This is a genomic window from Micromonospora desertarenae (genome assembly GCF_056150265.1).
On the sequence record NZ_JAXCFQ010000001.1, the window covers coordinates 137741 to 163134 of the forward strand.

General features: G+C 76.2%; 23 protein-coding genes. 9 read left to right on the plus strand and 14 right to left on the minus strand.

Translation table 11 applies throughout. From position 1 onward, the window contains the following. The first annotated feature begins 148 nt into the window (after window positions 1-148). The gene (locus tag SM577_RS00620; protein WP_474586050.1) at window positions 149-1573 is read left to right on the plus strand and encodes a pyridoxal-dependent decarboxylase; all 1425 of its coding nucleotides are present in this window, start codon (window positions 149-151) and stop codon (window positions 1571-1573) included. A 24-nt stretch (window positions 1574-1597) separates the two neighbouring features. Here SM577_RS00620 and SM577_RS00625 read toward each other — a convergent pair whose 3' ends face one another. The 4 genes from SM577_RS00625 to SM577_RS00640 form a co-directional block, all read right to left on the minus strand. Beyond that, window positions 1598-2068, minus strand: coding sequence for an RrF2 family transcriptional regulator (locus SM577_RS00625; protein WP_302921687.1), 471 nt, complete (start codon window positions 2066-2068; stop codon window positions 1598-1600). A gap of 78 nt (window positions 2069-2146) precedes the next feature. Continuing rightward, window positions 2147-3031: an acyl-CoA thioesterase gene (locus SM577_RS00630; RefSeq protein ID WP_302921686.1), complete on the minus strand. Its 885-nt coding sequence runs from the start codon at window positions 3029-3031 to the stop codon at window positions 2147-2149. Further along, on the minus strand, window positions 3028-4476 hold the full coding sequence (pyk, locus tag SM577_RS00635; protein ID WP_302921685.1) for a pyruvate kinase: 1449 nt from the start codon (window positions 4474-4476) through the stop codon (window positions 3028-3030). The genes SM577_RS00630 and pyk overlap by 4 nt, the downstream gene beginning before the upstream one ends. A 376-nt stretch (window positions 4477-4852) precedes the next feature. After that, complete coding sequence (locus SM577_RS00640) at window positions 4853-5218, minus strand: YciI family protein (protein ID WP_302921684.1); 366 nt, start codon at window positions 5216-5218, stop codon at window positions 4853-4855. A gap of 208 nt (window positions 5219-5426) precedes the next feature. Here SM577_RS00640 and SM577_RS00645 point away from each other — a divergent pair, with 208 nt between their 5' ends. Together SM577_RS00645 and SM577_RS00650 are read left to right on the plus strand one after the other, a co-directional pair. Beyond that, window positions 5427-5855: a hypothetical protein gene (locus SM577_RS00645; RefSeq protein WP_474586051.1), complete on the plus strand. Its 429-nt coding sequence runs from the start codon at window positions 5427-5429 to the stop codon at window positions 5853-5855. Further along, the gene (locus tag SM577_RS00650; RefSeq protein ID WP_474580456.1) at window positions 5852-6463 is read left to right on the plus strand and encodes a hypothetical protein; all 612 of its coding nucleotides are present in this window, start codon (window positions 5852-5854) and stop codon (window positions 6461-6463) included. Before SM577_RS00645 ends, SM577_RS00650 begins: the two co-directional genes overlap by 4 nt. A 134-nt stretch (window positions 6464-6597) precedes the next feature. Here the strand turns inward: SM577_RS00650 and SM577_RS00655 are convergent, their stop codons facing one another. After that, complete coding sequence (locus SM577_RS00655) at window positions 6598-10845, minus strand: CHAT domain-containing protein (protein ID WP_474586052.1); 4248 nt, start codon at window positions 10843-10845, stop codon at window positions 6598-6600. Between the two features lie 136 nt (window positions 10846-10981). Here SM577_RS00655 and SM577_RS00660 point away from each other — a divergent pair, with 136 nt between their 5' ends. Then, window positions 10982-11854, plus strand: a complete 873-nt coding sequence (locus SM577_RS00660) for an aldo/keto reductase (RefSeq protein ID WP_302921680.1) — start codon at window positions 10982-10984, stop codon at window positions 11852-11854. A 53-nt stretch (window positions 11855-11907) separates the two neighbouring features. On the opposite strand, the gene SM577_RS00665 is transcribed toward SM577_RS00660, so the two are convergent. From SM577_RS00665 to SM577_RS00675, 3 genes are all read right to left on the minus strand, one after another. After that, window positions 11908-12309: an effector-associated constant component EACC1 gene (locus SM577_RS00665; RefSeq protein WP_302921679.1), complete on the minus strand. Its 402-nt coding sequence runs from the start codon at window positions 12307-12309 to the stop codon at window positions 11908-11910. A gap of 14 nt (window positions 12310-12323) precedes the next feature. Further along, window positions 12324-14486, minus strand: coding sequence for a M48 family metalloprotease (locus SM577_RS00670; protein WP_474586053.1), 2163 nt, complete (start codon window positions 14484-14486; stop codon window positions 12324-12326). A gap of 197 nt (window positions 14487-14683) precedes the next feature. Beyond that, window positions 14684-15472, minus strand: a complete 789-nt coding sequence (locus SM577_RS00675) for an esterase/lipase family protein (protein ID WP_474586054.1) — start codon at window positions 15470-15472, stop codon at window positions 14684-14686. Between the two features lie 280 nt (window positions 15473-15752). Between SM577_RS00675 and SM577_RS00680 the strand changes: the two genes are divergently transcribed. Further along, on the plus strand, window positions 15753-17105 hold the full coding sequence (locus tag SM577_RS00680; protein ID WP_474586055.1) for a pentapeptide repeat-containing protein: 1353 nt from the start codon (window positions 15753-15755) through the stop codon (window positions 17103-17105). 9 nt (window positions 17106-17114) lie between these two features. Here the strand turns inward: SM577_RS00680 and SM577_RS00685 are convergent, their stop codons facing one another. Next, window positions 17115-17690: a TetR/AcrR family transcriptional regulator gene (locus SM577_RS00685; protein ID WP_302921675.1), complete on the minus strand. Its 576-nt coding sequence runs from the start codon at window positions 17688-17690 to the stop codon at window positions 17115-17117. 213 nt (window positions 17691-17903) lie between these two features. Here SM577_RS00685 and SM577_RS00690 point away from each other — a divergent pair, with 213 nt between their 5' ends. The 3 genes from SM577_RS00690 (at window position 17904) to SM577_RS00700 (ending at window position 20395) form a co-directional block, all read left to right on the plus strand. Continuing rightward, window positions 17904-19364 (plus strand): MFS transporter, encoded by a 1461-nt coding sequence (locus SM577_RS00690; RefSeq protein ID WP_474580450.1) that lies wholly within the window; start codon window positions 17904-17906, stop codon window positions 19362-19364. 95 nt (window positions 19365-19459) lie between these two features. Next, entirely contained in the window at window positions 19460-19948 is a 489-nt protein-coding gene (locus tag SM577_RS00695; protein ID WP_302921672.1) for an isochorismatase family protein, read from the plus strand. 18 nt (window positions 19949-19966) lie between these two features. Then, window positions 19967-20395 (plus strand): nitroreductase family deazaflavin-dependent oxidoreductase, encoded by a 429-nt coding sequence (locus SM577_RS00700; RefSeq protein ID WP_474580449.1) that lies wholly within the window; start codon window positions 19967-19969, stop codon window positions 20393-20395. 22 nt (window positions 20396-20417) lie between these two features. On the opposite strand, the gene SM577_RS00705 is transcribed toward SM577_RS00700, so the two are convergent. The 3 genes from SM577_RS00705 to SM577_RS00715 all read right to left on the minus strand — a co-directional run bounded on the left by SM577_RS00705 (window position 20418) and on the right by SM577_RS00715 (window position 21438). Continuing rightward, the gene (locus SM577_RS00705; protein ID WP_474580576.1) at window positions 20418-20747 is read right to left on the minus strand and encodes a hypothetical protein; all 330 of its coding nucleotides are present in this window, start codon (window positions 20745-20747) and stop codon (window positions 20418-20420) included. Window positions 20748-20818: 71 nt separating this feature from the next. Next, window positions 20819-21130 (minus strand): hypothetical protein, encoded by a 312-nt coding sequence (locus tag SM577_RS00710; protein WP_474580448.1) that lies wholly within the window; start codon window positions 21128-21130, stop codon window positions 20819-20821. 89 nt (window positions 21131-21219) lie between these two features. After that, on the minus strand, window positions 21220-21438 hold the full coding sequence (locus SM577_RS00715) for a winged helix-turn-helix domain-containing protein (RefSeq protein WP_474580447.1): 219 nt from the start codon (window positions 21436-21438) through the stop codon (window positions 21220-21222). A 256-nt stretch (window positions 21439-21694) separates the two neighbouring features. On the opposite strand from SM577_RS00715, the gene SM577_RS00720 reads away from it, so the two are divergent. After that, the gene (locus SM577_RS00720; RefSeq protein WP_474586056.1) at window positions 21695-21919 is read left to right on the plus strand and encodes a hypothetical protein; all 225 of its coding nucleotides are present in this window, start codon (window positions 21695-21697) and stop codon (window positions 21917-21919) included. Here SM577_RS00720 and SM577_RS00725 read toward each other — a convergent pair. Together SM577_RS00725 and SM577_RS00730 are read right to left on the minus strand one after the other, a co-directional pair. Next, window positions 21853-22710, minus strand: coding sequence for a hypothetical protein (locus tag SM577_RS00725; protein ID WP_474586057.1), 858 nt, complete (start codon window positions 22708-22710; stop codon window positions 21853-21855). The genes SM577_RS00720 and SM577_RS00725 overlap by 67 nt on opposite strands. Window positions 22711-22714: 4 nt before the next feature. Further along, entirely contained in the window at window positions 22715-25249 is a 2535-nt protein-coding gene (locus SM577_RS00730; protein ID WP_474586058.1) for a serine/threonine-protein kinase, read from the minus strand. Window positions 25250-25394 lie beyond the last annotated feature (145 nt).

Sequence of the window (25394 nt, forward strand, 5' to 3'; positions counted from 1 at the left end):
CGTACGCCGTGCTGACGGCAAGAGGCCCGACGCGCGTGGCGGGCGTCGGGAAGGCGGCTCCGCGCCTCTGCGATGCTACGGCCGTGGTGGACCCGGCACAATCGGTCACCCTCTTGCCGGCCGGGCGGTTTATTGATCGACTCGTCGGGTGGCCGAGCACATGACCCCCGAGGAGTTCCGCCGCGCCGGGCACGCCGTGGTGGACTGGATCGCCGACTACTGGGCGACGCTGGAGCGGCGCCGGGTGACCTCGCCGGATCCGCCCGGTGCCCTGACCGCGGCGCTGCCGCCCGGCCCGACCGAGCACGGGGAGCCGGTCGACGCCGTCCTGGCCGACCTGGACGCGCTGGTCGCCCCCCGGCTGACGCACTGGCAGCATCCCGGGTTCTTCGGCTACTTCCCGGCCAACACCAGCGGCCCCAGCGTCCTCGGCGACCTGGTCAGTTCGGGGCTGGGCGTGCAGGGCATGCTCTGGGCGACCGGGCCGGCCGCCACCGAGCTGGAGACGGCGATGCTGGACTGGCTGGCCGACCTGCTCGACCTGCCGAAGCGGTTCCGGTCGACCGGCAGCGGCGGCGGGGTGATCCAGGACTCGGCGTCCTCGGCGACGCTGGTGGCGACCCTCGCCGCGCTGCACCGGGCCGGCGGCGGCCGGTGGCGGCGGGCCGGGGTGGACCGGCGCTACCGGGTCTACACCTCGACCCAGGCGCACTCGTCGGTGGAGAAGGCCGCGCTGATCGCCGGGCTCGGGGAGGAGGGCGTCCGCCCGGTCGAGGTCGACCCGGCGACGCTGGCCATGGATCCGGCCGCGCTGCGCACCGCGATCGAGGCGGACCTGGCGGCCGGTGAGGTGCCGGCGCTGGTGGTGGCGACCATCGGCACCACCTCCACCACGGCGGTGGACCCGCTGCCGGCGATCGGGGCGATCTGCGCCGAGTACGGCGTCTGGCTGCACGTCGACGCCGCGTACGCGGGCGCGGCGGCGGTCTGCCCGGAGCTGCGCTGGTCGCACGCGGGGCTGGAGTACGCCGACTCGTACTGCTTCGACCCGCACAAGTGGCTGCTCACCGGCTTCGACTGCGACGCGTTCTGGGTGGCCGACCGGGCTTCGCTGATCGAGGCGTTGACGGTGCTGCCGGAGTACCTGCGCAACGCCGCCAGCGAGTCCGGCGCGGTGATCGACTACCGGGACTGGCAGGTGCCGCTGGGCCGCCGGTTCCGGGCGCTCAAGCTGTGGTTCGTGCTGCGCTGGTACGGCGTCGAGGGGCTGCGGGCGCACATCCGCACCGGAGTGGCGCTGGCCGCCCGGTTCGCCGACCGGGTCCGTGCCGACGAGCGGTTCGAGCTGGCCGCGCCGCACCCGTTCTCGCTGGTCTGCTTCCGGCTGCGGGCCGGTGACGAGGCGAGCGCCCGGCTGCTGGCCCGGGTCAACGCCGCCGGCCGGGTGCACCTGACCCAGACCCGGGTGGCCGGCCGGTACACGCTGCGGCTGGCCGTCGGCTCCCCGTTCACCGGGCAGGCGCACGTCGACGAGGCGTGGGAGCTGCTCAGCGCCGCCGCCGACGAGGAGTGAGCGCCGCCGCCCGGGCGGCGGGGCTCAGGTCCAGGCGCGCGGGTCGGCGACCAGTTCGGTGATCCGCCCGGGCAGGGTGCCGCTGGCCACGTCGGCCACCGTGACCAGTTCGAGGATCTCCCGCTCGGTGGCCCGCAGGGCGATCCAGACGTCCTGCAACGCGCGGGCCGCGCCGTGGTAGCCGAGCTGCTCGGGGCGCTGCCCGCGGACGTGCGCCAGCGGGCCGTCGATCACCCGGATCACCTCGGCCAGCGAGATCTCCTCGGCCGGGCGGGCCAGCCAGTAGCCGCCCTCGGGGCCGCGCTGGGCCTGCACGATGCCGCCCCGGCGCAGCTGCAGCAGGATGCTCTCCAGGAACTTCGGCGGGATCTCCTGGGCGCGGGCGATCTGCTCGGCGGTGACCGGCCGACCCCGCCCGACGCCGGCGCCGCCGGTCACCGAGGCGAGCTCGACGACCGCTCGAAGGGCGTAGTCGACCCGGGCGGAGAGGCGCATGCCGGCAAGGTTAGCTGCCGCTCCCCCCACCCGGACGATCACCCCTCGGCCGATCGCCGGACACGCCGCCGGCCGGGCTCACGCCCCGACGCGGCGCAGCAGACCCTCCTGGACGGCGCTGGCGATCTGCCGGCCGTCGCGGGTGAACATCCGGCCGGTGGCCAGCCCCCGGGCGCCGGACGCCGACGGGCTCCAGCAGTCGTAGAGGAACCACTCGTCGGCGCGGAACGGCCGGTGGAACCAGAGGGCGTGGTCGAGGCTGGCGCCCACCACCCCGCCCGGGCCCCAGACCTCGCCGTGCACCGAGAGCACCGAGTCCAGCAGGGTGAGGTCGCTGGCGTAGGCCAGCGCGCAGGCGTGCAGCAGCGGGTCGTCGGGCAGCTTGCCGTCGATGCGCATCCAGACCCGCTGGTGCGGATCGGCGGGCCGGTCGCCGGGGCGTACCCAGCCGGGCTCGCCGACGTAGCGCACGTCGATCGGGCGCGGGATCTGCCCCCAGATGCCCAGCCGCTCCGGGTAGCGGGAGAGCCGGTCGGTCATGGTCGGGACCTCGTCCGGACCGGGCACGTCCGGCGGCAGCGGGGCGTGGTGGTCCAGCCCCTCCTCGGTCCGCTGGAACGAGGCCGACATGAAGAAGATCGGCTTGTCGTGCTGGAGCGCGACGCAGCGGCGCACCGAGAAGGACCGGCCGTCGCGGATGTTCTCCACCTCGTAGGCGATCGGCTCGGCCGGGTCGCCGGCCCGCACGAAGTAGCCGTGCAGCGAGTGCACGAAGCGCTCCGGGTCGACGGTCCGCCCGGCGGCGACCAGCGCCTGGCCGGCGACCTGGCCGCCGTACACCCGCTGCGGGCCGACCGGCGGGCTGATCCCCCGGAAGGTCATCTCGCCGGTCGGGGTGAGGTCGAGGACCTCCAGCAGCTGGTCGACGGCGGCCTGGCCGACCGCGACCTGGTCGGCGGTCACTGCAGCGCCCGCGCGGACGCCGCGTCGACCAGCGACCCGAGCTGGTGTACGCGCAGCGTGTTGGTCGAGCCGGGGGTGCCGGGCGGGCTGCCGGCGACGATCACCACGTAGTCGCCGGGGTTGGCCCGGTTGAGCCCGAGCAGCGCCTGGTCGACCTGGCGGAACATGTCGTCGGTGTGCTCGACGAACGGCATCAGGAAGGTCTCCACGCCCCAGGAGAGCGCCAGCTGGTTGCGCACCTCGGGCACCGGGGTGAAGGCCAGCAGCGGCAGGTCGCAGTGCAGCCGGGACAGCCGCCGCACGGTGTCGCCGGTCTGCGAGAAGGCGACCATCGCCTTGGCGCCGATGGCCCGGGCGATCGAGGAGGCGGCGACGGTGAGCGCGCCGCCGTGGGTACGCGGGTCGTGCTGGAGCCGGGGCACCCCGATCGAGCCGGACTCGGTGGTGGTGACGATCTTGGCCATGGTGCTGACGGTGAGCACCGGGTACTTGCCGACGCTGGTCTCGCCGGAGAGCATCACCGCGTCGGCGCCGTCGAGCACCGCGTTGGCCACGTCGGAGGCCTCCGCGCGGGTCGGCCGGGAGTTCTCGATCATGGAGTCGAGCATCTGGGTGGCGACGATGACCGGCTTGGCGTTCTCCCGGCACAGCTGCACCGCGCGCTTCTGCACCAGCGGGACCTGGTCCAGCGGCAGCTCGACGCCGAGGTCGCCGCGGGCGACCATGACGCCGTCGAAGGCCAGCACGATCGCCTCGAGGTGGTCGACCGCCTCCGGCTTCTCGACCTTGGCCAGCACCGGCCGGTGCACCCCGACCTCGGTCATGATCGCGTGCACCAGCTTGATGTCGTCGGCGGAGCGGACGAAGGAGAGGGCGACCAGGTCGACGCCGAGGCCGAGGGCGAAGCGCAGGTCCTCGGCGTCCTTCTCGGAGAGGGCCGGCACGCTGACCGCCACGTTGGGCAGCGACACGCCCTTGTTGTTGGAGACCGGTCCGCCCTCGGTGACCAGGCAGCGGATGTCGTTGCCGGTGACGTCGGTGACCTCCACCGCCACCCGGCCGTCGTCGATCAGCAGCCGGTCACCGGGCTTCACCTCCTGCGGCAGCTTCCGGTAGGTGCAGGAGACCCGGTCCTTGGTGCCCATCACGTCGTCGCCGGTGATCACCACCGAGTCGCCGGTACGCCACTCGTGCGGGCCGTCGGCGAACCGGCCCAGCCGGATCTTCGGCCCCTGGAGGTCGGCCAGCACCGCCACCGGCCGGCCGGCCGCGTCGGCCGCCTCGCGCACCAGCCGGTACACCGCCTCGTGGTCGGCGTGGCTGCCGTGGCTGAAGTTGAGCCGGGCCACGTTCATGCCCGCCTCGACGAGCCCTCGGATCCGTTCCGGCGACGAGGTGGCGGGGCCAAGGGTGCAGACGATCTTCGCGCGGCGTGTCACGCCCATCAGGCTAGTCTCTCCTCCGGGTCGCACTTCGGGCCGACCCCTCGCGGGACTGCGGAACAAATTGTCCAACGACGCGCGATCCGCGCGCAGCCGGCGGGCGGAACCCGCGCCGGGAACGTTGAGGTGGCGGGCATCGGCGACCGCGCGCCGGGAATCGTACGCCCCCGCCGCGAGCGCGCCCCCGGGTGCTCCCGGCGGGCCCGCTGGCCGGCGCGCCCGGTTGCGGCGGGGTGTCCGGCGGCGGTCATGGCGGCTCCTGGACCGGGGCCGGCCGCCGGCGCCCGGCGCGTCGGGCGGCGGTCCTGACCCGGCGACGGTAGCAGCGGGCGCCGGCCCGGCGCCGTCGCGATGACGACAACCGTCGCTGGTCGCCGGCTCAACCCTCCGTCTTGACCAGCGGAAACTCCAGCGAACCGGCCGGGCAGAGGAAGGTCATCACGTCCACCCGGTAGAGCCCCGCCTGGACCGCCGGGTCGGCCTCCATCACGCTGCGCACGTCGTCCACCGAGCCGGTACGGGCCAGGCCGAAGCCGATCGGCGGTTCCGGGTTGCGGGCCGGGCCGTCCACCGAGCCGGCGACCAGCACGATCCCCCGCCGTTGCAGCGCCTGCATGTGCTCGGCGTGCTCGGACTGCAACCGCTGGACCGTCTCCGCCGGCAGCGCCCGCCCGGCCGCGCCCGGATACAGCACGATGCACTCGTACGTGTCGAGCGCGAAGTCGACCTGCGGCACTCCGGCCATGACGCCCCCTGCTCCGCCGGATCTCGGTAACCTGCGCCCAGCGTCCCACGCGCGGTCGCGGCGCGCGGTCGCTCGGGCCAACTGGCGCCCACCCGGGCGGACCCGGTGCGGTGCGGGCCGCCGGTCCGCCGGCCGGTCGGCGGACCGGGATGCGCCGGACGACTACCGTGGACGGTCCGGTCACGGGTCTGGTCATCGGAGGTCGCGGATGGACGATCGGGCACGGACGCAGCCGGCGCCGCTGCCGTACGCCGAGGTCACCGACGAGGCGTACGCCCTGGAGGCGGCGGCCACCTTCACGGTGCGCGAGTTCGGCACGGCCGTCGTGCTCAGCGGCGGCTGCCCGCGCTGCCAGGATCCGATCACCTTCACCCTGGTCGACTCGGTGTTCCGCCGGGAAGCCCCGCCCGCCCCGCCGCTCGACCCGGACGGGCCGGCCGGCGGCACCCCGGCCGGGTCGGCGGCCAGCGCGGCCGTCGAGCCGGCCGGGGTGCCCGCGCCCCGGGGGTCGACCGGGCCACCCCCACCGAGCTACCGGACGATCTTCTGCACCTGCGAGGTCGCCCACCCGTACCGGGCGGAGGGGCAGGTCGGCTGCGGCGCGTACTGGACCCTGCGGCTGGACGTCGAGCCGTGATCCGGCTGCGCCCCGGGCCGCCGGCCACGGTGGCGGACCTGCGCCAGGCGCAGGCGCTGGCCGGGCTGCTGCGCGCCGAGTTGGAGCGGGTCCGGTCCGCCGCGCTGGCCTGGCGCAACGGGCTCGGCGCCCTGCTGCTCGCCCTGGTCGGCTTCAGCCTGATCCGGGGCCGCACCGACGTGGGCACGCTCGCCCCGGGCTGGGCGACGCTGGTCGGCGTGCTGCTGCTGGCCGCGCTGGTCACCGGCGCGGTGGGCGCGCTGGCGCTGCTGCGCGCCGCGCACGGGCGGCTGGCCGTCACGCCGGTGGCCACGCTGCCGCCCCCGCCGATGGGCGACCACCAGGAGGCGGTGGCCGCGGTCCGCGCCCTGCGCACCGGGGTGGGCCTGGTGCTGCTCTGCGCCGCGCTGCTGGTCGCCGCGGTCGGCGTGACCTGGTACGGCCCGCCGCGCACCGGCCCGTTCGTGCAGGTGGGCGGTGGCGCCGGTCCGGTCTGCGGGACGGTCACCGCGACGACCGGCGGGACGCTGACGGTCCGCACCGCGACCGGACCGGTCCAGGTGCCGCTGACCGACACCACCACGATCAAGGCGGTACCGGCCTGTTGAACGGGACGGGCCGGACCGGCACCCAACGGCCGGTCGGTCACGACCCGCGGCCGGCGGCCCGGCCACGGGACCCGACGATCCGTGGACCGCGCACGGCCCCGGCGACGGGAGGCGGGGAGCTGGCGGGTCGGGGGTCAGGGGCCGACGTGCACGTAGGCGGCCCAGAGTTCGGGGGCCTCGCGCAGCGCGTGCCGGGTCTCGCGGACCGCGCCGTGCAGGGCGACGGCGGCCCGCTCCGGGTCGATCCGGCCCGGCCCGGCCGCCAGGCCGGCGTAGAGGCGGTCGCAGAGCCGGACGGTGACCGCGTCCGAGATGGACCAGAGCGAGCCGATCACGTGCCGGAAGCCGGCGAGCTGGAAAGCGGTGCCGAGGCTGATCGTCTCGTCGGGCAGGGCCGCTCCGCCGCGTACCGTCTCGCAGGCGGAGAGCACCGCCAGCCCGGCCGGCGCGGTCGCGTGGAGCTGCCACAGGTCACGCACGTGCAGCGGGCCGTCGGCGAGCGCGAGCCGGCCGAGGGCCGGGGCGGCCAGGTCCTGGGTGCCGTGGCAGGACAGGTGGGCGACCGGGCGGCCGGCCAGCGCGGCGAGCACCGCCTCCCGGGTAGCCGCCGGGCCGGTCAGCGGCCGCACCCGGGCCAGGTGCCGGGCCACGATCTCCTGCTCCCGCGCGACGCCGGGCAGGTCGGCCAGGCCCGGGGTCTGCGGCAGGCCGACGAAGAGCGCCGCGTCCACCGCGGCGGAGCCGGCGGCCCGGCCGTCGTCGGCGCGCAGCAGCTCCCGCAGCGAGGCCGTGTACGACGGGACGACCCGGTCCAGCGCCCCGTCGCCGGTGGGCGGGCCGGCGGCGTGCAGGGGCAGCAGGCTGAGCAGCCCGGTCGGGCACCACCAGAGGCGGGTCAGGTCGGTGCGGCCGGCGGTCGCCGGGCCGAGGTCGTCGAGCACCGGGCGGGCCACCGCCTGCCACAGCCAGTCGAGGGTCCCGGTGATCGTCCGCCGGGCCGCCAGCCGGCGCCGCTGGTCGGCCAACGCCTCGCCCGGCCCGCCACCGGGCGCGCCGGGTGCGGTGGGCGTGGCGCCCGGACCCGCAGGTGCGCCGCCCGGCCCCGCAGGTGCGCCGCCCGAGCCCGCGGGCGCGGTGTCCGATCCGGCGGGCGCGGTGCCCGATCCGGCGGGCGCGGTGCCGGGAGGCGCGGTGGCCGTGCCGATCGCGGTGAGGAAGGTGACCACCCGGTCGACCAGGTCGGCCGAGGTCAGCTGCGGCAGCGGGACCACCCGGACGCCGCCGCCGTCGACCACCAGCGCGTCGCAGCGGCGCCGCGCCACGTTGACCAGCACGACCGGACCCCGGCCGGCGGCCCGGGCCAGGTCGGCGAAGACGGGTGGGCGGAGGAAGTCCGCGAAGCCGGGCAGCCGGCGGATGTCGGCCAGCAGCTCCCGCCGCCGGACGGCCAGCTCGTGCCGCCGCTCGGGGTTCCCGGCCGGCGCTTCGCTGTCGCCGCCGATGGCCGGCCCGCCGACCGCCGCGCCGGTGGCCGGTGCGGCACCCGCGGTTGTGGTGGCCAGGGTCCAGTTCTGGCTGAGGCCGTCCAGTTCGGCCTGCACCTCGGCGAACCGGTCGGCCAGCTCCGGCGCCCGGTCGCGGAGCGCGTCGAGGCTGACCCGGGCGTCGCGGACCCGGGTGAGCAGCACTCCCCGGCCGTACTCCAGCAGCTCCACCGCCCGCTCCGGCCGCCCCGCGTCGACGGCGCACGCGGCGGCCGCCCCGGCCAGCCCGGGGAACAGGGCCAGCAGCCGGGCCTGGTCGTCCGGATTCATGCCGTGCCAGGCGACCAGGTCGATCAGCTCGATGGCCGAGGCGTACCCGGTCAGGGCGGCGGGCAGGTCGCCGAGGTGCTCGGCGAGGGTGGCGTACCGCCGGGCGGCGGTGGCCCGCAACAGCGAGGGCGCGGCCTCGACGGCGGCGGCCTCGCGCAGCGCGGCGAGCGCCTCGGCGCGCAGCGCGCCGGGCGAGGTGCCCGACCACTCCCCGGCGGGCGCGGTCGCCGCCGGGTCGGGTTCGGCCGGCCGCGCGCCGCCGCCGAGGACCGGGACGCCGCCGCCGGCCCGGGCGGCCGCCTCGTCCAGCGCGACGGCCAGGTTGAGCAGGCACATCGCCCGGTCGGGGTGCCCTGCCGGACGCCCGGCCACCGTCTCCCGGTAGGCCCGGATGGCCGCGGCGAGGTCTGCGGAGCGACCGATCCGGCAGAACCGCAGCAGCAGCATGTTGCCGAGGTTGATCGACAGCCGGTGCCGCTCCGGGCCGCTCCCGTCGGTGACGTCACGGGCCGCCACCAGCGCGTCGACCGCCTCGTCGAGCGCCGCCGGGTCACCGGTCACCTGGTGGCGCAGCTGGTTCGCCAGCGCCAGCGTGCCGAGGGCCAGGCCGATCTCCCGTGCCTCCGCGCCCCGCCGTGCCAGGTCCGCCGCCTCGCGCAGCGCCGCCACCGCCGCCACCACGTCCGGCCTGGCAGGTTCGACCACGCCCCCCGGGGCGGCGAGGGTCACCTCGACCCGGCGGTTGAGCGCCGAGCCGTAGTTGGTCAGGGCGAGAAAGCGGTCCGGGTGCTCGGCCGGGCTCGTGGCGACGGCCCGGTGCAGCACCTCGACCGCCTCGGTCAGGGTGGCCAGGTCCTGGGTGCGGGCGAACAGGGTCTGCAACACCAGGCCGAGGTTGGACAGGTACACCGGCAGCTCCGGTGAGTCGGGCCGGGCCGTGGCCACCGCCTCCCGCAGCACCGCGGCGGCCGGCTCCAGCCGGTCGGCCGCGCCCGTCCGGTCGGCGATCTCCCGCCACAGGTCGCCGAGGTTGTTCAGCACGTTCGGGCGGTCGGGGTGCCCGGCCGGCAGCAGCCGCTCCGCTTCGCGCAGCGCGTCCTCGGCGGCGCGCAGCGCGTCGAACCCGTCCAGAGCGGCGTGCCAGCTGTGCAGCGCGTGCGCGAGGTCGGCGAGGCGGACCGCCCGCTCGGTGTCGTCGGAGGCGCCGGCGACCCCGAGCCGTAGCAGGTGGATCGCGCTGTCGAGGTCGGCGGCGCGCCGGTCCCGGGCGTACCGCTGTTCGAGCAGCTTGCCGGCGGCGTGGCGCAGGCCGTCCGGGTCCGGCCCGTCGGCGACGGCGGCCAGGTGGGCGTCGATCGCCGCGTCCAGGTCGGCGGGGTCGCCGTCGGCCTCGTGCCGGGCGCCGAGCAGCGCGGCCAGGCCGACCCGGGCCACGCCGGCCAGTTCCCGGTCGAGCCCGCCGGCGGCCAGCGCGGCGCGGTACGCCTCGATCGCGGCGTCCCGGTCGGCGGCGGCCTGGGCGCGTACGAACCGGTCGGCCAGGACGCTGCCGAGCAGCACGGTCAGCCGCGGGTCGTCCATGCCCTCGGCGGCCGCGGTGAGGGCCTCGACCGCCCGCTCCAGGTCGGCCGGATCGTGGCGCGACCGCCACCGGTCGCGCAGCCGCTGGCCGAGGTTGGCCCGGGCCATGGCCCGGATCCGGGGGTCCGCCCCGGCGGCCCGGGCCGCGTCGCCGAGCAGGGTGATCGACCTGTCCAGCGCGGCCCGGTCACCGCTGAGCTCGTAGCTGTCGCCGAACACGTTGCCGAGGTGGAACATCCGCACCGGGCGTTCCCGGTCACCCGCCGGCGTGGATTCCAGGCTCTCCCGGTGCGCCTCGACCGCCCGCCGCAGGTGCTCCGGCGACCGGCCCCGGTGCAGGAACAGGTCCCGGTGTGCCTTGCCGAGCGCGGAGAGGTAGTGCAGCCGGGCGGGGTCACCCGCGGGCGTGCCGGCGACGGCCCGGCGCAGCAGGTCGGTGGCGCGCTCGGCGGCCGAGTAGTCGCCGCTGCGCTCGGCCCCGCCCATCAGCCGTACCGCCTCCAGGAACAGCCCCATCGCCTCCTCGCCGGACGAGCCCGGACCGGCGGGCGAACCCGCCCGACCGGGCGAGCCCGAGCGGGCGCCCGCGTCGGGGGGCGCGGACCGCTGCCCCGGCACGCCGCCACGGGCGGCGGTGGACCGGGGGCCGTGCACCCGCAGCATCGCCGCCAGCGAGGGCGGCACCTTGTCGGGGGCGGCGGCCAGCAGCATCTCGGTGAGCAGCACCGCGTGGTCCAGGTCGGCCTGGTCCTGGCCGGCCGGCAACACCTGGTACCGGTACCAGTGCAGGCAGGCGATGAGGAAGACGGCCTCCGCCGTGGCGTCGTCGACGCGGTCGCGGCGGGCCGCCCCCGCGACGAGGTCGGCGACCGCGTCCGCGTCCCGCATCGCCGCCGGGTCGAGCACGTGCCGAGGGTCCATGGTGGAGCCGAACGCGTCCAGCCGCCGGCGCAGGCGACCTACTGGATCGGTGTTCCGTCGCCACATCGGGCCTCCCCCGGTCGGCTCCCGCCGTGCTCCCTCAGGGGTAGCAGAACGGTACGACGGCCCGCGAGCGCAAAGCCGACATCGCGCCCGGCGGCGGTGGCTAGATTGGCCGCAGGCGACGAGAGGACCACGACTGATGGCAGGCGACGGCGGCCGGCCGCCCGCGAAGGCGTCCGGCACCTACCGGATCGGCGGCGACCTCCAGGTCGACCGGCTCGGCTACGGCGCGATGCAGCTCACCGGCCCCGGCGTGTGGGGTGACCCGAAGGACCCGGCCGAGGCGGTGCGGGTGCTGCGCCGCGCGGTCGAGCTGGGCGTCACCTTCATCGACACCGCCGACTCGTACGGGCCGTTCGTCAGCGAGCTGCTGATCCGCCAGGCGCTGCACCCGTACCCGGACGATCTGGTGATCGCGACCAAGGCCGGGTTCACCCGCGCCGGGCCCGGCGACTGGCGACCGGTCGGGCGGCCGGAGTACCTGCGCCAGCAGACCGAGCTGAGCCTGCGTCACCTCGGCCTGGACTGCATCCCGCTGCACCAGCTGCACCGGATCGACCCGAAGGTGCCGCTGGAGGACCAGCTCGGCGAACTGGCGCTGTTGCGGGAGGAGGGCAAGATCCGGCACATCGGGCTCTCCGAGGTGACGGTCGAGCAGATCGAGGCGGCCCGGACGATCGCCCCGATCGCCTCGGTGCAGAACCTCTACAACCTCGCCGACCGCGGCGCGGAGCCGGTGCTCGACCACTGCGAGCGCAACGACCTGGCCTTCATCCCCTGGTACCCGATCGCCACCGGCAACCTGGCCCGGCCGGGCGGTCCGCTGGACGCGATCGCCGCCGAGCACGGCGCGACGCCCGCCCAACTGGCGCTCGCCTGGCTGTTGCGGCGGTCGCCGGTAATGCTCCCCATCCCCGGTACGTCGTCGGTGGCGCACCTGGAGGAGAACGTGGCAGCGGCCGGGGTGACGCTGACCGACGACGAGTTCGCCGCGCTGTCCCGGGCCGCTTGAGCACGGCCCGCCCCGGGGGTGCCCGGCCGCGCCGCCGGACACCCCCGGGCGGGTCAGGCCGGGGTGTCGGGCAGCTCGCCCGGTTCGCGGGCCGCGCGCAGCGCCTCGGTCGCCTGGGCCAGCAGGCGGGCCGAGTCGGTCCGGCCGTTGACCTGCAACTCCACCTCGGTCTCGCCGGACTGGATCCGGATGCTCGCCTCGGTGCGCTGCTGGTCGACCCAGGTCTGCAAAAGGTTGAACAGCCCCGGCAGCAGCCCCTGCGCCAGCACCGCGATGATGACCGCGTCGCTGAACCCGGGCCGGCCGCCGCCCGCTCCGCCGGCCGGGCGGACCGCCGGCCGGTACTCCGGCCGCCGGTGGATCCAGTCCAGCAGGGCGACCTGGGGCGGCTGCCGGTGCCGGGGAACGATGGTCAGCCGCACCGGCTGCCGCGTCGCGTTGTCCACGTCGGTCACGTCGGGTCTCCCGATCAGTCGCCGGTCTGGAAGGTGAGGCTGTCACCGGTGGCGGTGAGGACCCCGTCCACCACCAGTTCCTGCTCGTCGGTGAAGGGGGTCGTGCCACCGAAGTAGCCGGTCGAGGTGCCGGTGGCGCGGATCCGGCCCCGGCCCTCGTACGGGGTGGTGACCCGGGCCGTGTCCGGGCCGGTCAGCTCCACGCTGATGCGAGGGTAGTCGAGCACCTGCCAGGTGATCTTCCGTACCCCGTCGCCGTAGTAGCGGAACGGGCAGCCCTCCGGAGCCGCGACGGCCTTCTTGGCGCACTCGTCCAGGTAGGCCCGGACGCGCTCCTCGGCGGCGGTGGTGGCCGCCGGCTTGACCACCGGGTTCAGGCCGAGCGGGACGGCCTGCGGCTGCCCCGGGCCCACCTGCACCGGCTCCGGGGGCACCTCGCTGAGCGCGCTGCCCGGGCCGGTCGCCGTATAACCGCCGGCCGGCAGCGCCAGGACCCCGCCGCCCTCGCCGGTGGCCGGGATCGGCACCCCGTTGAGCGCCAGGCCGGTGCGGCCGGGCGGCACGTCGAGCGGGGTCAGGCCGTCCAGGACCCGCCAGCCGTGGAACAGGCCGGCGGTGGCCGACGTCTCGCGTCGCAGGGCGAGGGCGCCGGTACGCCGCTCGCCGCCGAGCCGGTAGGAGACGGTGGCGGTGGCGCGGTCCTCGTCCCGTTCCAGCCCGGTGATCTCGACGTCGGTCGGCGGCTGGTAGCCGTCGGCGCGGAGCACGTCGGCGAGCAGTTTCCGGTCGGCCACGGTGGTGCGCTCCTCCGGGGTCAGCCAGTCGAGCGCCGCGTCGAGGTCCCGGTCCGCGAGGGCGGAGAAGTATCCGTCCACCGCCGCCTGGGGCCGGAAGAAGGCCCACTGCACCACGCCCAGCCCGGCGATGCCCACGCACAGGGCCAGCGCCGCCGCGCCGGCGACCAGCCAGCCCTTCGGGGTGCCGATCGGCCCGGACTTGCCGAAGATCAGCTCCGGGGTGACCGGGGCGTCGACGGTCGCCGGGGCGGACGCGCGGTCGAGCCGGTCCAGTCGCAACTCGTGCGGCGGGTGGGTGGCGCAGACCGCCTCGTCCCAGCCGCTGCGCCCGGTCTCGAACGACCGGCGCCGCTCCAGGATGGCGCGCAGCCCGTCGACGTGGCCGGTGAGCACCGCGCCCAGGTCCGCCCGGTACTCGGCCGCCCGGACGTCGCGGGCGTGCAGCGGCAGCACCACGTACTTCATGGTCAGCAGGACCGGCCAGAAGAACAGGAACACCACGAAGTTGGTGGCCGGATGCGGGAAGGTCCGCATCAGCCACGCCGGGACCGCGTGCACCAGGGTCAGCGGCAGCGCGACGCCCCGGACGAAGGCGCTGGTCACCTCGTCTCCGGCCCGCCAGTGCACCAGTTCGTGGCTGAGCAGCGCGGCGACCTCCTCGTCCGGCTCGGTCAGCACGCTGGTGGTCACCACGATGTGCCGGGCGTACGTCCGGGCGTTGGCCAGGACGGGGTCGTCCTCCATCAGCAGCCGCGGCACGGTGGGCAGGCCGAGCCGGTGGGCGCACTGCTCCAGCACGGGGCGCAGCCGGGCCTCCTCCCGCCGGCTCGGCTCGCGGGCTCCGGAGACCACCAGCAGGCGGGGTTCCAGCAGCACCCGGTAGAGGGTGTAGAGCAGGCCGATCAGGGCGGCGGCGGCCACCATGCCGAGCAGGCCGGTCAGCAGCGCGACCGGCTCGTCGAGCGCGGCGTGCCAGGGCAGCAGCAGCACCAGGAGGAAGCCGGCCAGGAAGCCGACGGCGAACCCGAGGAAGCCGCCGAGCACCCCGCCCGAGCGGCTGAGGAAGGCGTCGACCAGCGGGCCGACCACCGGGGTGTCCCGCACCTCGGCGGGGAGCTGGTCGGCGACGCCGAGCGCGCCGGCGAAGAGGCCGGTGACGGCGAACGAGATGCCGCCCCAGACCGCGGCGAGCAGGGCCAGCGGCAGGTAGAACCAGGTGGCGACGAAGGCGCCCAGCACGCCCCGCCAGTCGCGCAGGATCCCGGCGCGCAGCCAGACCAGCGCGCTCGGGTAGCCGGGCGGGCGGTGGGCGATGTCCCGGCCGGACGGCGGCGGTTCGGTGGGCGGCTCGGCGGCGCGTACCACCGGAGAATCGGTCATGGTCGCGGCTCCTCGGCGGGTGCCGTCGTGCACCCGGTGAGTCGTGTGTGGACAGCGACGCAGGTTATCGAGCAGGGCCGATCGTTGTCAGCCCCGCCCGGTGTCGGTCATCCGACCGCGCCGGCCCGTGCCGACCGCGGGGGCGCCGCGCCCGCACCGGGATCGGCGCGGGCGCGGAACCGTCGCGGGCGGCGCCGTCAGAGCGCGTAGCAGTTGGGTCGCACCGGGGCGTCGGTCAGCGCGCCGCGGACCACCGTGTAGGTGGTGCCGTCGAGCACCAGCCCGAGGTGCCCGACCACCCGCAGCGGGCAGTACGACTGGATCAGCACGTTGGTCGACCCGTCGTTGAGCAGCGCGTTGTCCACCGGCCGGACCAGTTCGTCCTGGAGCGTGCGGACGGTGGTGTACCGGAGCGTGCCGGGGGTGTCGTCGCCGGCGTTGAGGTCGGCGAGGAACGCCGAGCCGATCGACATCTGCTGGCAGGCGACCACGCCGGCGCAACTGCCGAGGCCGAGGAACTTCAGGATGTTGGCCACGTAGGTGCCGTACTGGGGTGAGCCGAGGCTGACGTAGCGGCCGACGACGCCGGTGCCGCCGAGCCGCTTGAGGAAGTAGCGGGAGACGAGCCCGCCCTCGGAGTGGCCGACCAGGTCCACCCGGGCCGCGCCGGTGGCCGACCGGACCTGGGCCACGTAGCCGGCGAAGGAGCGGGCGGAGGCGGGGATGTCGCCGAGCCCGAGGCCGGGCAGTTGGTAGATGAAGACCCGGTACCCGTCGGCGCGCAGGCGAGCGGCGAGCGGTTCGTAGGCGACGGCGACGCCGCTGAGCCCGCCGACGACGATGACCGGGTTGGCGGCGGCGGTGCTGGCGGTGGCGGCGGGCGCGGCGTCGGCCCGGTCCGGTGCGGCGACGGCGGCGGTGGCCGGGACGAGCAGGGCGGTGGCGGTGGCGAGGGCGGCGGCGGTGGCGATCTTTCGGAGCAGCATGGCTGCACCTCCGGCGGGAGGCACCCGGCGAACCGGGGAGACGGGTGGGTTTCCGATCGACCGTGCGACGATGATGCGCGTCACAATCCAGAAACGTCAATGCAAAGTTACGCGCTGGTAACCCGTTGTTCCGCGAAGCATGGAAACCGGCATTTCGCCTCGCGAGTCTCCACAAGGGACGGCGGCTTTCCCGTGCCCGGCAGGGGATTGCCGGGCCGCGGCAAGCGGTCGGCCGCGACGGGCACCCGGGGTGGCCGGGCCGGATGGCATGCTGTGGGCCGTGCCCGAGACTCCACCCCGCGACGAGCGCCTACGGGTGATGCCGTGGTGGCTGGTCCTGGTCGGCCTGCTCCTCGCCGCCCTGCTCGGCTGGCTGGTGCTGGACTGGCTGCTCGGCGAGGCCGACCGGGCCGCCCAGCCGGACACCCGGGCCAGCCTGCGGATCGACGCCATCCGCACCGGGCTGACCGTGGTGGCCGGCACCGGCGGCGGGCTGGCGCTGCTGCTCGCCGCCCGCCGGCAGTGGATCGGCGAACGCGCGCAGCGCCACCAGGAGGCGGTGGCCGCGCGGGACCAGGCGCACCGGGAGCGGGTGCAGGCGCACGCCGAGTCGGTCGCCGAGGCGGCCGCGCGGCACCAGGACCGCCAGGCCGAGGCGGCCGAGCACGACGCCGCCGAGCGACGGCTCACCGAGCTCTACACCCGCGCGGTCGAGCTGCTCGGCAGCGACACCGCCGCGGTCCGCCTCGGCGGCCTGTACGCGCTGGAGCGGCTCGGGCAGGACAACCCGGCGCAGCGGCAGACCATCACGGCGGTGCTCTGCGCGTACCTGCGGATGCCGCCGCCGACCGACGACCCGCGCGAGGACGAGGTGCGGCGCACCGCGCAGCGACTGCTCACCCGGCACCTGCGGGCGGACGACCCGGGGCACTGGCCCGGCGTCACCCTGGACCTGGCCGGGGCGCGGCTGGCCGGCTTCGACGCGAGCGGCTGCACCCTGGTCGACGCGGACCTCACCGGCGCGGTCTGCGCCGGCACCACCAGCTTCGCCGGCGCGAGCGTGCACGGCCGGCTCGCGCTCGGCGCCAGCTTCGACGACCTGGTCTGCGACGACCTCGCCGGCGACGCGGAGATCGTCCTGGACGGCGCCCGGGTGACCGGGACGGCCAGCTTCACCGGCGCCACGGTCGGCGGCGCGCTCTCGGCCCGCCGGGCCGAGTTCCACCGGGTGTCGGCCCGCGGCGCGACGTTCCACCGGCCGGTGACCCTCGACCGGTCCCGGTTCACCGGCAGCGCCACCTTCCGGGAGGCGGTGTTCCACGGCGGCGTCTCCGTCGAGCGGGCCGAGTTCGCCGGCTACGCCGGGTTCCGCCGGGCCCACTTCGCCGACCTGGCCCTGTTCCGGTGGGCGGTGTTCGGCGCGGAGGCGTGGTTCGAGGGGGCCCGGTTCGCCGGGGCGGCCAACTTCGGCCGGGCGCGGTTCCTCGGCCCGGTCAGTTTCGACGCGGCGACGCTGGCCCGCCGGCCGCTGGTCGACCAGGCCCGGGCGACCGCCACCGGGCCGCACACCTGGCCCGAGGGGACCGTGGTGCGCCGGCTCGACGACGAGTGGCTGCTGCTGGTCGACCCCTGAGCTGCGGGGTCAGCCGGCCGGCCGCCGCAGGCCGTCGAGGGCGATGCCGAGCACCCGGTCGCGCTGCTCCGGCGCGGTGAACTGGGCCATGGTGAGGCCGCTGATCAGCCGCAGCACGTCGTCGAAGGAGACGTCCGACCGCACCGCGCCGGCGGCCTGCGCCCGGCGCAGCATCGGCTCGCCGGCCGCGTAGATCTCGGTCCGGCAGGTACGGAAGACCTCCGAGTCGTGCACCAGTTCCTCGGCGAGCGCCCGCTTGGTGGCCACGTAGCCGACGAACCGGTGCAGCCAGGCCACCAGCGCGTCCCACGGCGGCAGGCCGGCCAGGTCGGCCGCGGAGCGGGACAGCGCCTGGACCTCGTCGACGTAGACCGCCTCGAAGAGTTCGCGCCGGGTCGGGAAGTGCCGGTAGAGGGTGCCGATGCCGACCTTGGCCCGCCGGGCGACCTCCTCCAGCGAGGCGCCGGCCCCGGCCTCGGCGAACGACTCCCGGGCGGCGGCCACCAGGGCGTCGTAGTTGCGCCGGGCGTCGGCCCGTTTGGGGCGCCGCGCGAAGACCGCCGGCAAGTCTTCACCGCTGGTCATGGCGTACGTCACCCCTCGTCGGTTGCATCCGGAGGAACCCCTCCGCTAGTTTAATGGAGGCACCCCTCCGGAACTGACCGGAGCCGTGCCTCCGGATAGCTTACTCCGGCTCCGGCCCGATCCCCGCGCGCGATCGACGGCCCACCGACCACACGACCACGCCGGCCGACCGCCGTCGCCCGGCTCCCGTACCTCGACTCCTGGAGTCCCACCGTGGCAGTGACACTCCGACGCGGCTCGCGTCGGCTGACCTTCCTCGTCCTCGCCGCCGGCACCGGGTTCTTCGCGATGCTCCAGTCGCTGATCACCCCGGTGCTGCCCACCATCCAGCACGACCTGCACACCTCACAGAACACCGTCACCTGGGTGCTGACCGCGTACCTGCTCTCGGCCTCGATCTTCACGCCGATCCTCGGCCGGGTCGGCGACATGGTCGGCAAGGGGCGGATGCTCGTCGTCTCGCTCGCCGCGCTCGCCGTCGGCTGCCTGCTCGCGGCGGTCGCGCCCAGCATCGGCGTGCTGATCGCCGCCAGGGTCGTGCAGGGCATCGGCGGCGCGGTCTTCCCGCTCTCGTTCGGCATCATCCGCGACGAGTTCCCCGCGGCGCGGGTCTCCTCGGCCGTCGGCGCCATCTCCGCGATCATCGCCGCCGGCAGCGGCGTCGGCGTGGTGCTGGCCGGGCCGATCGTGGCCGCGCTCGACTACCGCTGGCTGTTCTGGATCCCGATGGTGGTCGTCGGCCTGACCGCGCTGGCCGCGCACCGCTTCGTGCCCGAGTCGCCGGTCCGCACCCCGGGCCGGATCAGCTGGCTCGCCGCGGTGCTGCTCTCCGCCGGGCTGGTGGCGCTGCTGCTGCCGATCAGCAAGGCCACCACCTGGGGCTGGACCTCGGCCCCGGTGCTCGGGCTGCTGGCGCTCGCCACCGTGTTGCTGGCCGGCTGGCTGGTGGCCGAGGTGCGCTCCCGGAACCCGCTGATCGACATGCGGATGATGCGCCTGCCGGCGGTCTGGACGACCAACCTGGCCGCTCTGCTCTACGGCGGGTCGATGATGGCCCTCTTCGCGTTCCTGCCGCAGTTCGCACAGACCCCCACCGTCGCCGGGTACGGCTTCGGCGCCAGCGTCACCGAGGCCGGCCTGCTGATGCTGCCGATGCTGGTCACCATGTTCCTCGCCGGGGTGGTCAGCGGCCGGCTGGAGGCCCGGTTCAGCGCCAAGGCGCAGTTGGTCAGCGGCGCGGCGATCAACGCCGTCGCGCTCGCCCTGCTGACCGTCGCGCACGACGCCCGCTGGCAGGTGGCCCTCACCGCCGGCCTCTTCGGGATCGGGGTCGGGCTGGCGTTCGCCTCGATGGCCAACCTGGTGGTGCAGAACGTCCCGGCCGGGCAGACCGGCGTGGCGTCCGGGATGAACGCCAACATCCGTACCATCGGCGGCGCGATCGGCGCGGCAGTGGTCAGCGGCATCATCACCGCCCACCCGCAGGCCAACGGCCTGCCCCGGGAGGCCGGGTTCACCCTCGGCTTCCTGGTCCTCACCGCACTGGCCCTGGCCGCCATGGCCGCGGCCCTGGCCGTCCCGTCCGGCCGCCGGCGCCGGATGACCGAGCAGCCGACGGCCCTGGGCGTGCCGGCCGGCGCCGACGAGCTGGTGCCGGTCCCGGCGTCGCAGTGACCACACCCCCGGGCCACGGTTGCCCCGTGGCCCGGGTCCGGTCCCGGCAACCGGGCGCGGCGAGCGGGCCGAGACCGACGACATATGATCATCAGGTGACCCGTGCCCTCGTGCTGATCGACCTGATGCCCCGGATCATCGCCCTGGACCTGGCTCCGCACACCGGCGCCGAGGTCCTCGACCGGTGCCGGCGGCTCGCCGCCGCGTTCCGGGCCGCGGGCGAGCCGGTGGTGCAGGTCCGGGTCGAGCGGCCGGGCGTCGCCGAACAGCCACCCGGCAGTGACTTCGCCGAGGACCTGGTCGCGCCCGGCGACATCGTGGTGGTCAAGCGCACCGTCGGCGCCTTCCACGGCACCGACCTGGACGAGCGGCTGCGCCAGCGCGGGGTCGACACCGTCGTGCTCGCCGGCCTGGTGACCACGATGGGCGTCGAGTCGACCGCCCGCGCGGCCAGCGACCACGGCTACGAGCTGGAGTTCGTCGCCGACGCGATGTCCGGCTTCGCCGCCGACGAGCACGACTTCGCGGTCGGCCGGATCTTCCCCCGGTTCGGTGCCGTCCGGAGCACCGCCGACTACCAGTAAGCCGGCTACCCTGGTCCGATGGCCGAGACCATTGAGGACAGCCCGGTCGGGTGGGTCGCCAGCCACGTGCGCCGCTACCTGGAGACCGACGGCGCGGACGGCGGGAAGTACCACGGCTACGACACCCTGCTGCTCACCACCCGGGGACGCCGGTCCGGCACGCTGCGCCGCACCGCGCTGATCTACGGCCGCGACGGCGACCGCTACCTGCTGGTCGCCTCCAACGGCGGGGCGACGCGGCACCCGAACTGGTACCTGAACCTGTGCGCCGACCCGGAGGTGCGGGTGCAGGTCGGCGCGGAGAAGTTCGTCGCACGGGCGCGGACCGCCACCGGCGCGGAGCGGCAGCGGCTGTGGCAGGTGATGACCGGCGTCTTCCCGACGTACGCCGGCTACCAGCAGCAGACCGACCGCGAGATCCCGGTGGTGGTCGTCGAACCGACCTGACCGGTGCCGCTCCTCGTGCCCGTCAGGCCGGAAAGGCGATCACCGGCAGGTCGCCGCCGTCGCCGTACGCCTTGGCCTCACTGGTGAGCACGCACGCGTCGTGCTCAAGGACGGCCATGACCGCCGCGGCGAGGTCGACCCGGCCGGTGACGGTGCGCCAGTACGCCAGCTCCTGCCAGTCCTCGCCCCAGGTCGGCAGCACCGCGCAGGCCGAGCCGTCGAGCAGCCGGTGCAGCACCGCTCGGTCGGCGGAGTCGTCGACCATCGCCAAGGTCTCGGCGACGACAACGGCCGGCACGCCGAACCGCACTCCGTCCTGGGCGACCTCGTGGATGGGCTCGGCGACGTCCATCGAGCCGGCGAGGTAGGCCAGCAACGCCGACCGGTCCAGTACCAACCGCACCGGTGCCAGTTCCGGCCCGATCACGCGGCCGGAGCCTGGCGGTCGGCGCCGTCCAGCATTTCCTGCGCCGCCCGACGGGACCGGTCCCGCAACGCCGCCCGCCGGCCGGGCGACCACTCCTGCTCCACCTGAGCCCGCCGCGCCCGGGCCCGGGCCCGACCCTCCGCCGAGACGGTCATCCCGCGGCGGGCAAGCTCCGCATCGAGTTCCTCGGCCCGCATCCGGGCCCGGACCGCCTCGACGACGTACGCGCTGGCGTTCGGCTCGCGCTCCAAGCGCTCCGCGACGTCCTGCGGCAGCGAGAACGACTTCTTGCTCACCGGTCCGGTCATACCAGCGATCCTATCCGATCGCACCGGGTAGTTGGGCGTTGCGACGCGCCCACTCGAAGGCCGTCAACCGGAACCGACGTCGGGCAGCCTCAGCGGTCCGCGACGAAGACGCCGACGCCAGGCACGCCCACCACCAGACCCTCGGCTTTGAGGGTCAGCATCGCGTTGCGCACCACGATCGCGGAGACGGCGTGGATTTGGCAGAGCTGCGAGGTTGACGGCAACTTCTCCCCGGGCGACAACTCACCCGAGGCGATCTGCTTGCGGATGTGCTCAGCAAGCTCAACCCACTTGGGGCTTGGCGGCATGGCGGTACTCCCTGGTCAGCACCGCCATTTGACCACTCCTCATCTTGTTATCGCAAGTAATACCTTGACCTCCGATAGCTTGTTATCCTAAGCTCCGAACTGACCGGCTCCCTGGTCAGCACCCTTGGAGTTGGTTCTTCCCCACCGCGCAGAGCGCCCGGTCGGTCGACCCCCGAACGGCCGGCCGGGCGTGCCGTGGCCCACTCGGCCACGCCGACCGACGTCAGCAGCACGGAGACCTCGCAGGAGCCCAACCGTGGACGACCTCCCCCACCACGACCGCGCTTCCCCACCGCCAGCCGACGACGCCACCACCGCCCTCGCGTCCGAAGAGGACATCGCCGACGCCGACGACATCCTCTTCTGCCATCCGCCCCGGGTGGTGACCCGCTGGCTCTGCGGCTGCGGCGAGGACTACCCGTGTCCCGACGTGCGCTTCGCCCGGCTGGTCAAGACCGCCCGGGTCAGCACCGTCCGCTGACGGTCGTCCGGCCCGGTCACCGCCGGCCTCCCCCACCGCCGCAGCACCAGCCACCCCACGACCGGCGCCCCGGCGACAAGCCACCCGGCGTCGCGCGGCGCCACCCCGGCGACCAGCACCACGGCGACCAGCACCAGCGCCGCGATGCCGGCCGCGACCAGGTGCACCACCGCCGCCCGGGCGACCGGCGACCAGGCCGGCAGCAGCGCCGGCCGCCGGGCCAGCAGCTCGGCCTGCTGGCCGTACCGGTCGGCCTCGTCGGCGCAGCGCCGGGCCAGCTCCAGCTCGACCGCCGGGTCGGCCTCCGCCGGGGTCTCCCCCACCCGGGCGTACGCCCCGACGCCCGGCCGCCCCGGCCCGTCGGCTGCGCCGCCGGCCTTCCCCGCCCCGGAGGCCGGGCCGGCGGTGCCCGGCGAACGGGCCGGCGCGGGCGGGACCGTGGAGTCGGCGACCTGCACGAGAACCGGTGCCGGCGAAGCGGCGGCCGGCTCGGCCGGCGATGCGGAGCCGGTGGCGGCGTCGGAGAGCGCGGCACAGCCGTTGGCCGGGTCGGCCGGCTGGGCAGAGCCGGTGGCCGGGTCGGCCGGCGGTGCGGAGCCGGTGGTCGGCGGTGGGGTGGCGGGCGGTTGCCCGATGGCGCGGCCGAGCTGGTCGAGGCGCTCGCCCTGGGCGGTGAGCCGGCGTTCCAGGTGGTCCGCCGCGGCGTGCAGGTTGCGGCGGCGACCCGCGCCACCCGCCGGCCGCCGCTCGGCCAGTTGCCGGGCCAGCGCCGCGTACTCGGCGAAGGACATCCGCTCAGCCCTCCCCCGGCTCGCGGCCGTCGCCGGTGAACGGCACGATCAGCCGGGTGCGCTGGTCGTGCCGGTCGACCAGCAGCGCCCGGCCGGGCCGGGGCGACCCAAGGTCGGGCACGCCGAGGCAGGCACCCAGGTCGGCGCCGGGCACGTCCAGCGCGACCAGGCAGGCGAGGTCCTCGGGCGCCCGCGCGTCACCGAGGTCACGGGCGAGCGGGCCCAGCCCGCGCCACCAGCCGAGCAGGTGCCTCCCGTGGCCGGGGCCGTGCCGCAGCAGGGCGCGCAGGTCCTCGTGGCCGGTGCGACCGGTCTCCGGGTCGACGGTGGCCAGCACGGGGTGCGCGGCGTCCACCCCGAACACCACGAGGTAGGTCCGGCCGGCAGCGGGGGCCGAGGCGGCAACGCCCCCGGCCGACCCGGATCCGGCGGGCGGGCTCGCGGTGGTTCCGGGGCAGGCCGCGAGGGCGGCGCGCAGGCCGGCGGCGTCGAGCCGCTCGACGGGGTGGCCGGTGGCGGCCAGCGTCGCGACGGTGTCCTCGGCGGCCGGGTCGGCGGCGGCGGTCAGCGGAGCGAGCAGGAACCGGGCATCGCCCGGGGCGTGCTGCCGGGCCAGGCTCAGCGTGGCCGCGCGGAGCACCTCCGCACCGGTCGCCGCGGCGCCGACCACGGCCAGGTGCCGACCGGGGGTGGCGTCCATGATGAACAGCGCGGAGGTGCCGTCCACGTCGACGGTCCGGCCGACCAGGGCCAACGGCCGCCGTCCGCCCGGCCGCAGCCCGGCGAACGTGGCGTCCTCCTCGACGCGGGCGGTCGCGTACCCGGCGAAGACTGCCGGCGGGCGCGCGCCGGGCGGGCGGGCCTGCCACAGCTCGCGGCGCAGTCGGGCCAGCTCGCCGGCGGCGGCGTGCGCGTCGGGGAACCGAGCGGCGATGCCCGCGCCGGGGGGCCGGCCGGCGATGACGCGTGCGGTGGGCAGGACCGAGCCGCCGAGCGGTCCGGCGACGGACGCTTCGCGCGACTCTTCCCGCACCATCACGCGCAGCGCGTGCCGCGCGAGGACCGCCGCGATCCGGCTGGGCAGCGCCCCGCGCGGGGTCGGGCCGGCCAGCACCAGGTGCATCCCGACCGCGCCGCCCGCCCGGGCCAGGTCGACCAGCAGGTCGGCCCCCTCGCGGGCCAGCGCGTCGTCCCCGGCGAGCAGCACCTCGAACCCGTCGACCACCGCCACGATCCGGGGCCGGTCCGCCGGCGCGGCGACGCCCGGCCGCTTCCGGGCCGCGGCCCGCCGACGCAGTTCGCGGCGCAGGTCGCGCAGCACGGCGAGGCCGTACTCGCGGTCGGGCTCGACGCCGACCGCGCGGGCGTGCGGCAGCCAGGACGGGTCGCCCGGGGTGGGTGCCAGCTCGGCGAAGCCCGCCCGGCCGGTGACGTCGAGCAGGTGGAACCGCAGTCCGGTCGGGGGGTAGCGGGCCGCCAGCCCGTGCACCACGGCGAGCAGGAAGGACGCCCGGCCGGCCGACCCGTCGACCAGCCAGTGCGGGGTGGCGTGGTCGAGGGCGGCGGTGACGGGTTCCGGGCCGGCCCGGCCGATCACCGTACGTAGGCCGCCGGCCGCCGAGCCGGTCCAGCGAGACCTGGGCAGCAGGGCGGCGAGCCGCACCGTGTTCCCGGATCCGCCGAGGCGCTCGGCGAGGGCGGCCACCTCGGCGGCCGGCGGGTCACCGTCGAGCAGCACCGGCGCGGCCAGCCCGCTGCCGTCGGCGCTGAACGGGGTGCCGGGCGGGTCGCCGAGGTGGGCGTACGTCTCGGCCAGCCGGACCTGGGTGGTGCCGCCCAGCACCGGCCGGTCGGCCGGCGGTGGCCAGCCGGCGGCCAGGACGCAGACCGCGCCGGCCGGGCCGGCCCGGGTGAGCGCGGCGAGCCGGGCCGCCGCCTCCGGTGGCGGGCTCGCGCCGACGACCACGACCAGGAGTTCCTGGTCGGCGCGGCCGGCCTGCCGGGCGGCGCGGGCATGCCGTTCCGCGACGTCGAGCAGCGCGCTGACGCCACCGGTCACCGACAGGACGCCGGCGGCGACCAGTGGGCGCAGCGGGCCGACCGCCAGCCCGGCCGGCAGCGAGCCGGCGGCGTCCGGGCTGGTGGCGTCGAGGCCGGCGACCCGGACGGCGCCGGGCGGGGCTGCGGCGAGCAGCCGCAGCACCACCGCGCGCAGCAGCCCGGCGACCCGGGGATCGCCGGCGTCGGCGTCGACGGCCAGGTGGTGACCGCCACCGAGCGGCACCAGGGCCGGGAAGTCACCGTCGGGGGTGGACGCCGTGCCGATCCGGATGGCGACCGGAGTGCCGGCGATCGGGGCGGGCTCGGGGGCGGCAAGGGTGTCGCCGAGGCGGGCCAGCCGGCCGACCAGCTCGGCGGTCCCGGTCGGCGGGCCGGGCGCGGCGGTCGTGGCCATCGCCCGGCGGGCGGCATCGAGGTGCGCCCGGGCGGCCCGGTGCGCGGCGACCGCCTGCCCGTACCCCGAAGCGAGCCTGCCCACCGTTGCTCCCGTCGCCGACGTCCGGTCCCCGCGACGCCTAACTGAGCTGGGCCGCGACGGTCGCGGACGGGGCCGGTGTCGGCTCGCCGACACTGCGGCGGACCGCCGCCGGCCGGGGCGGCCGACGCTCCGGGTGGAGCGCCGG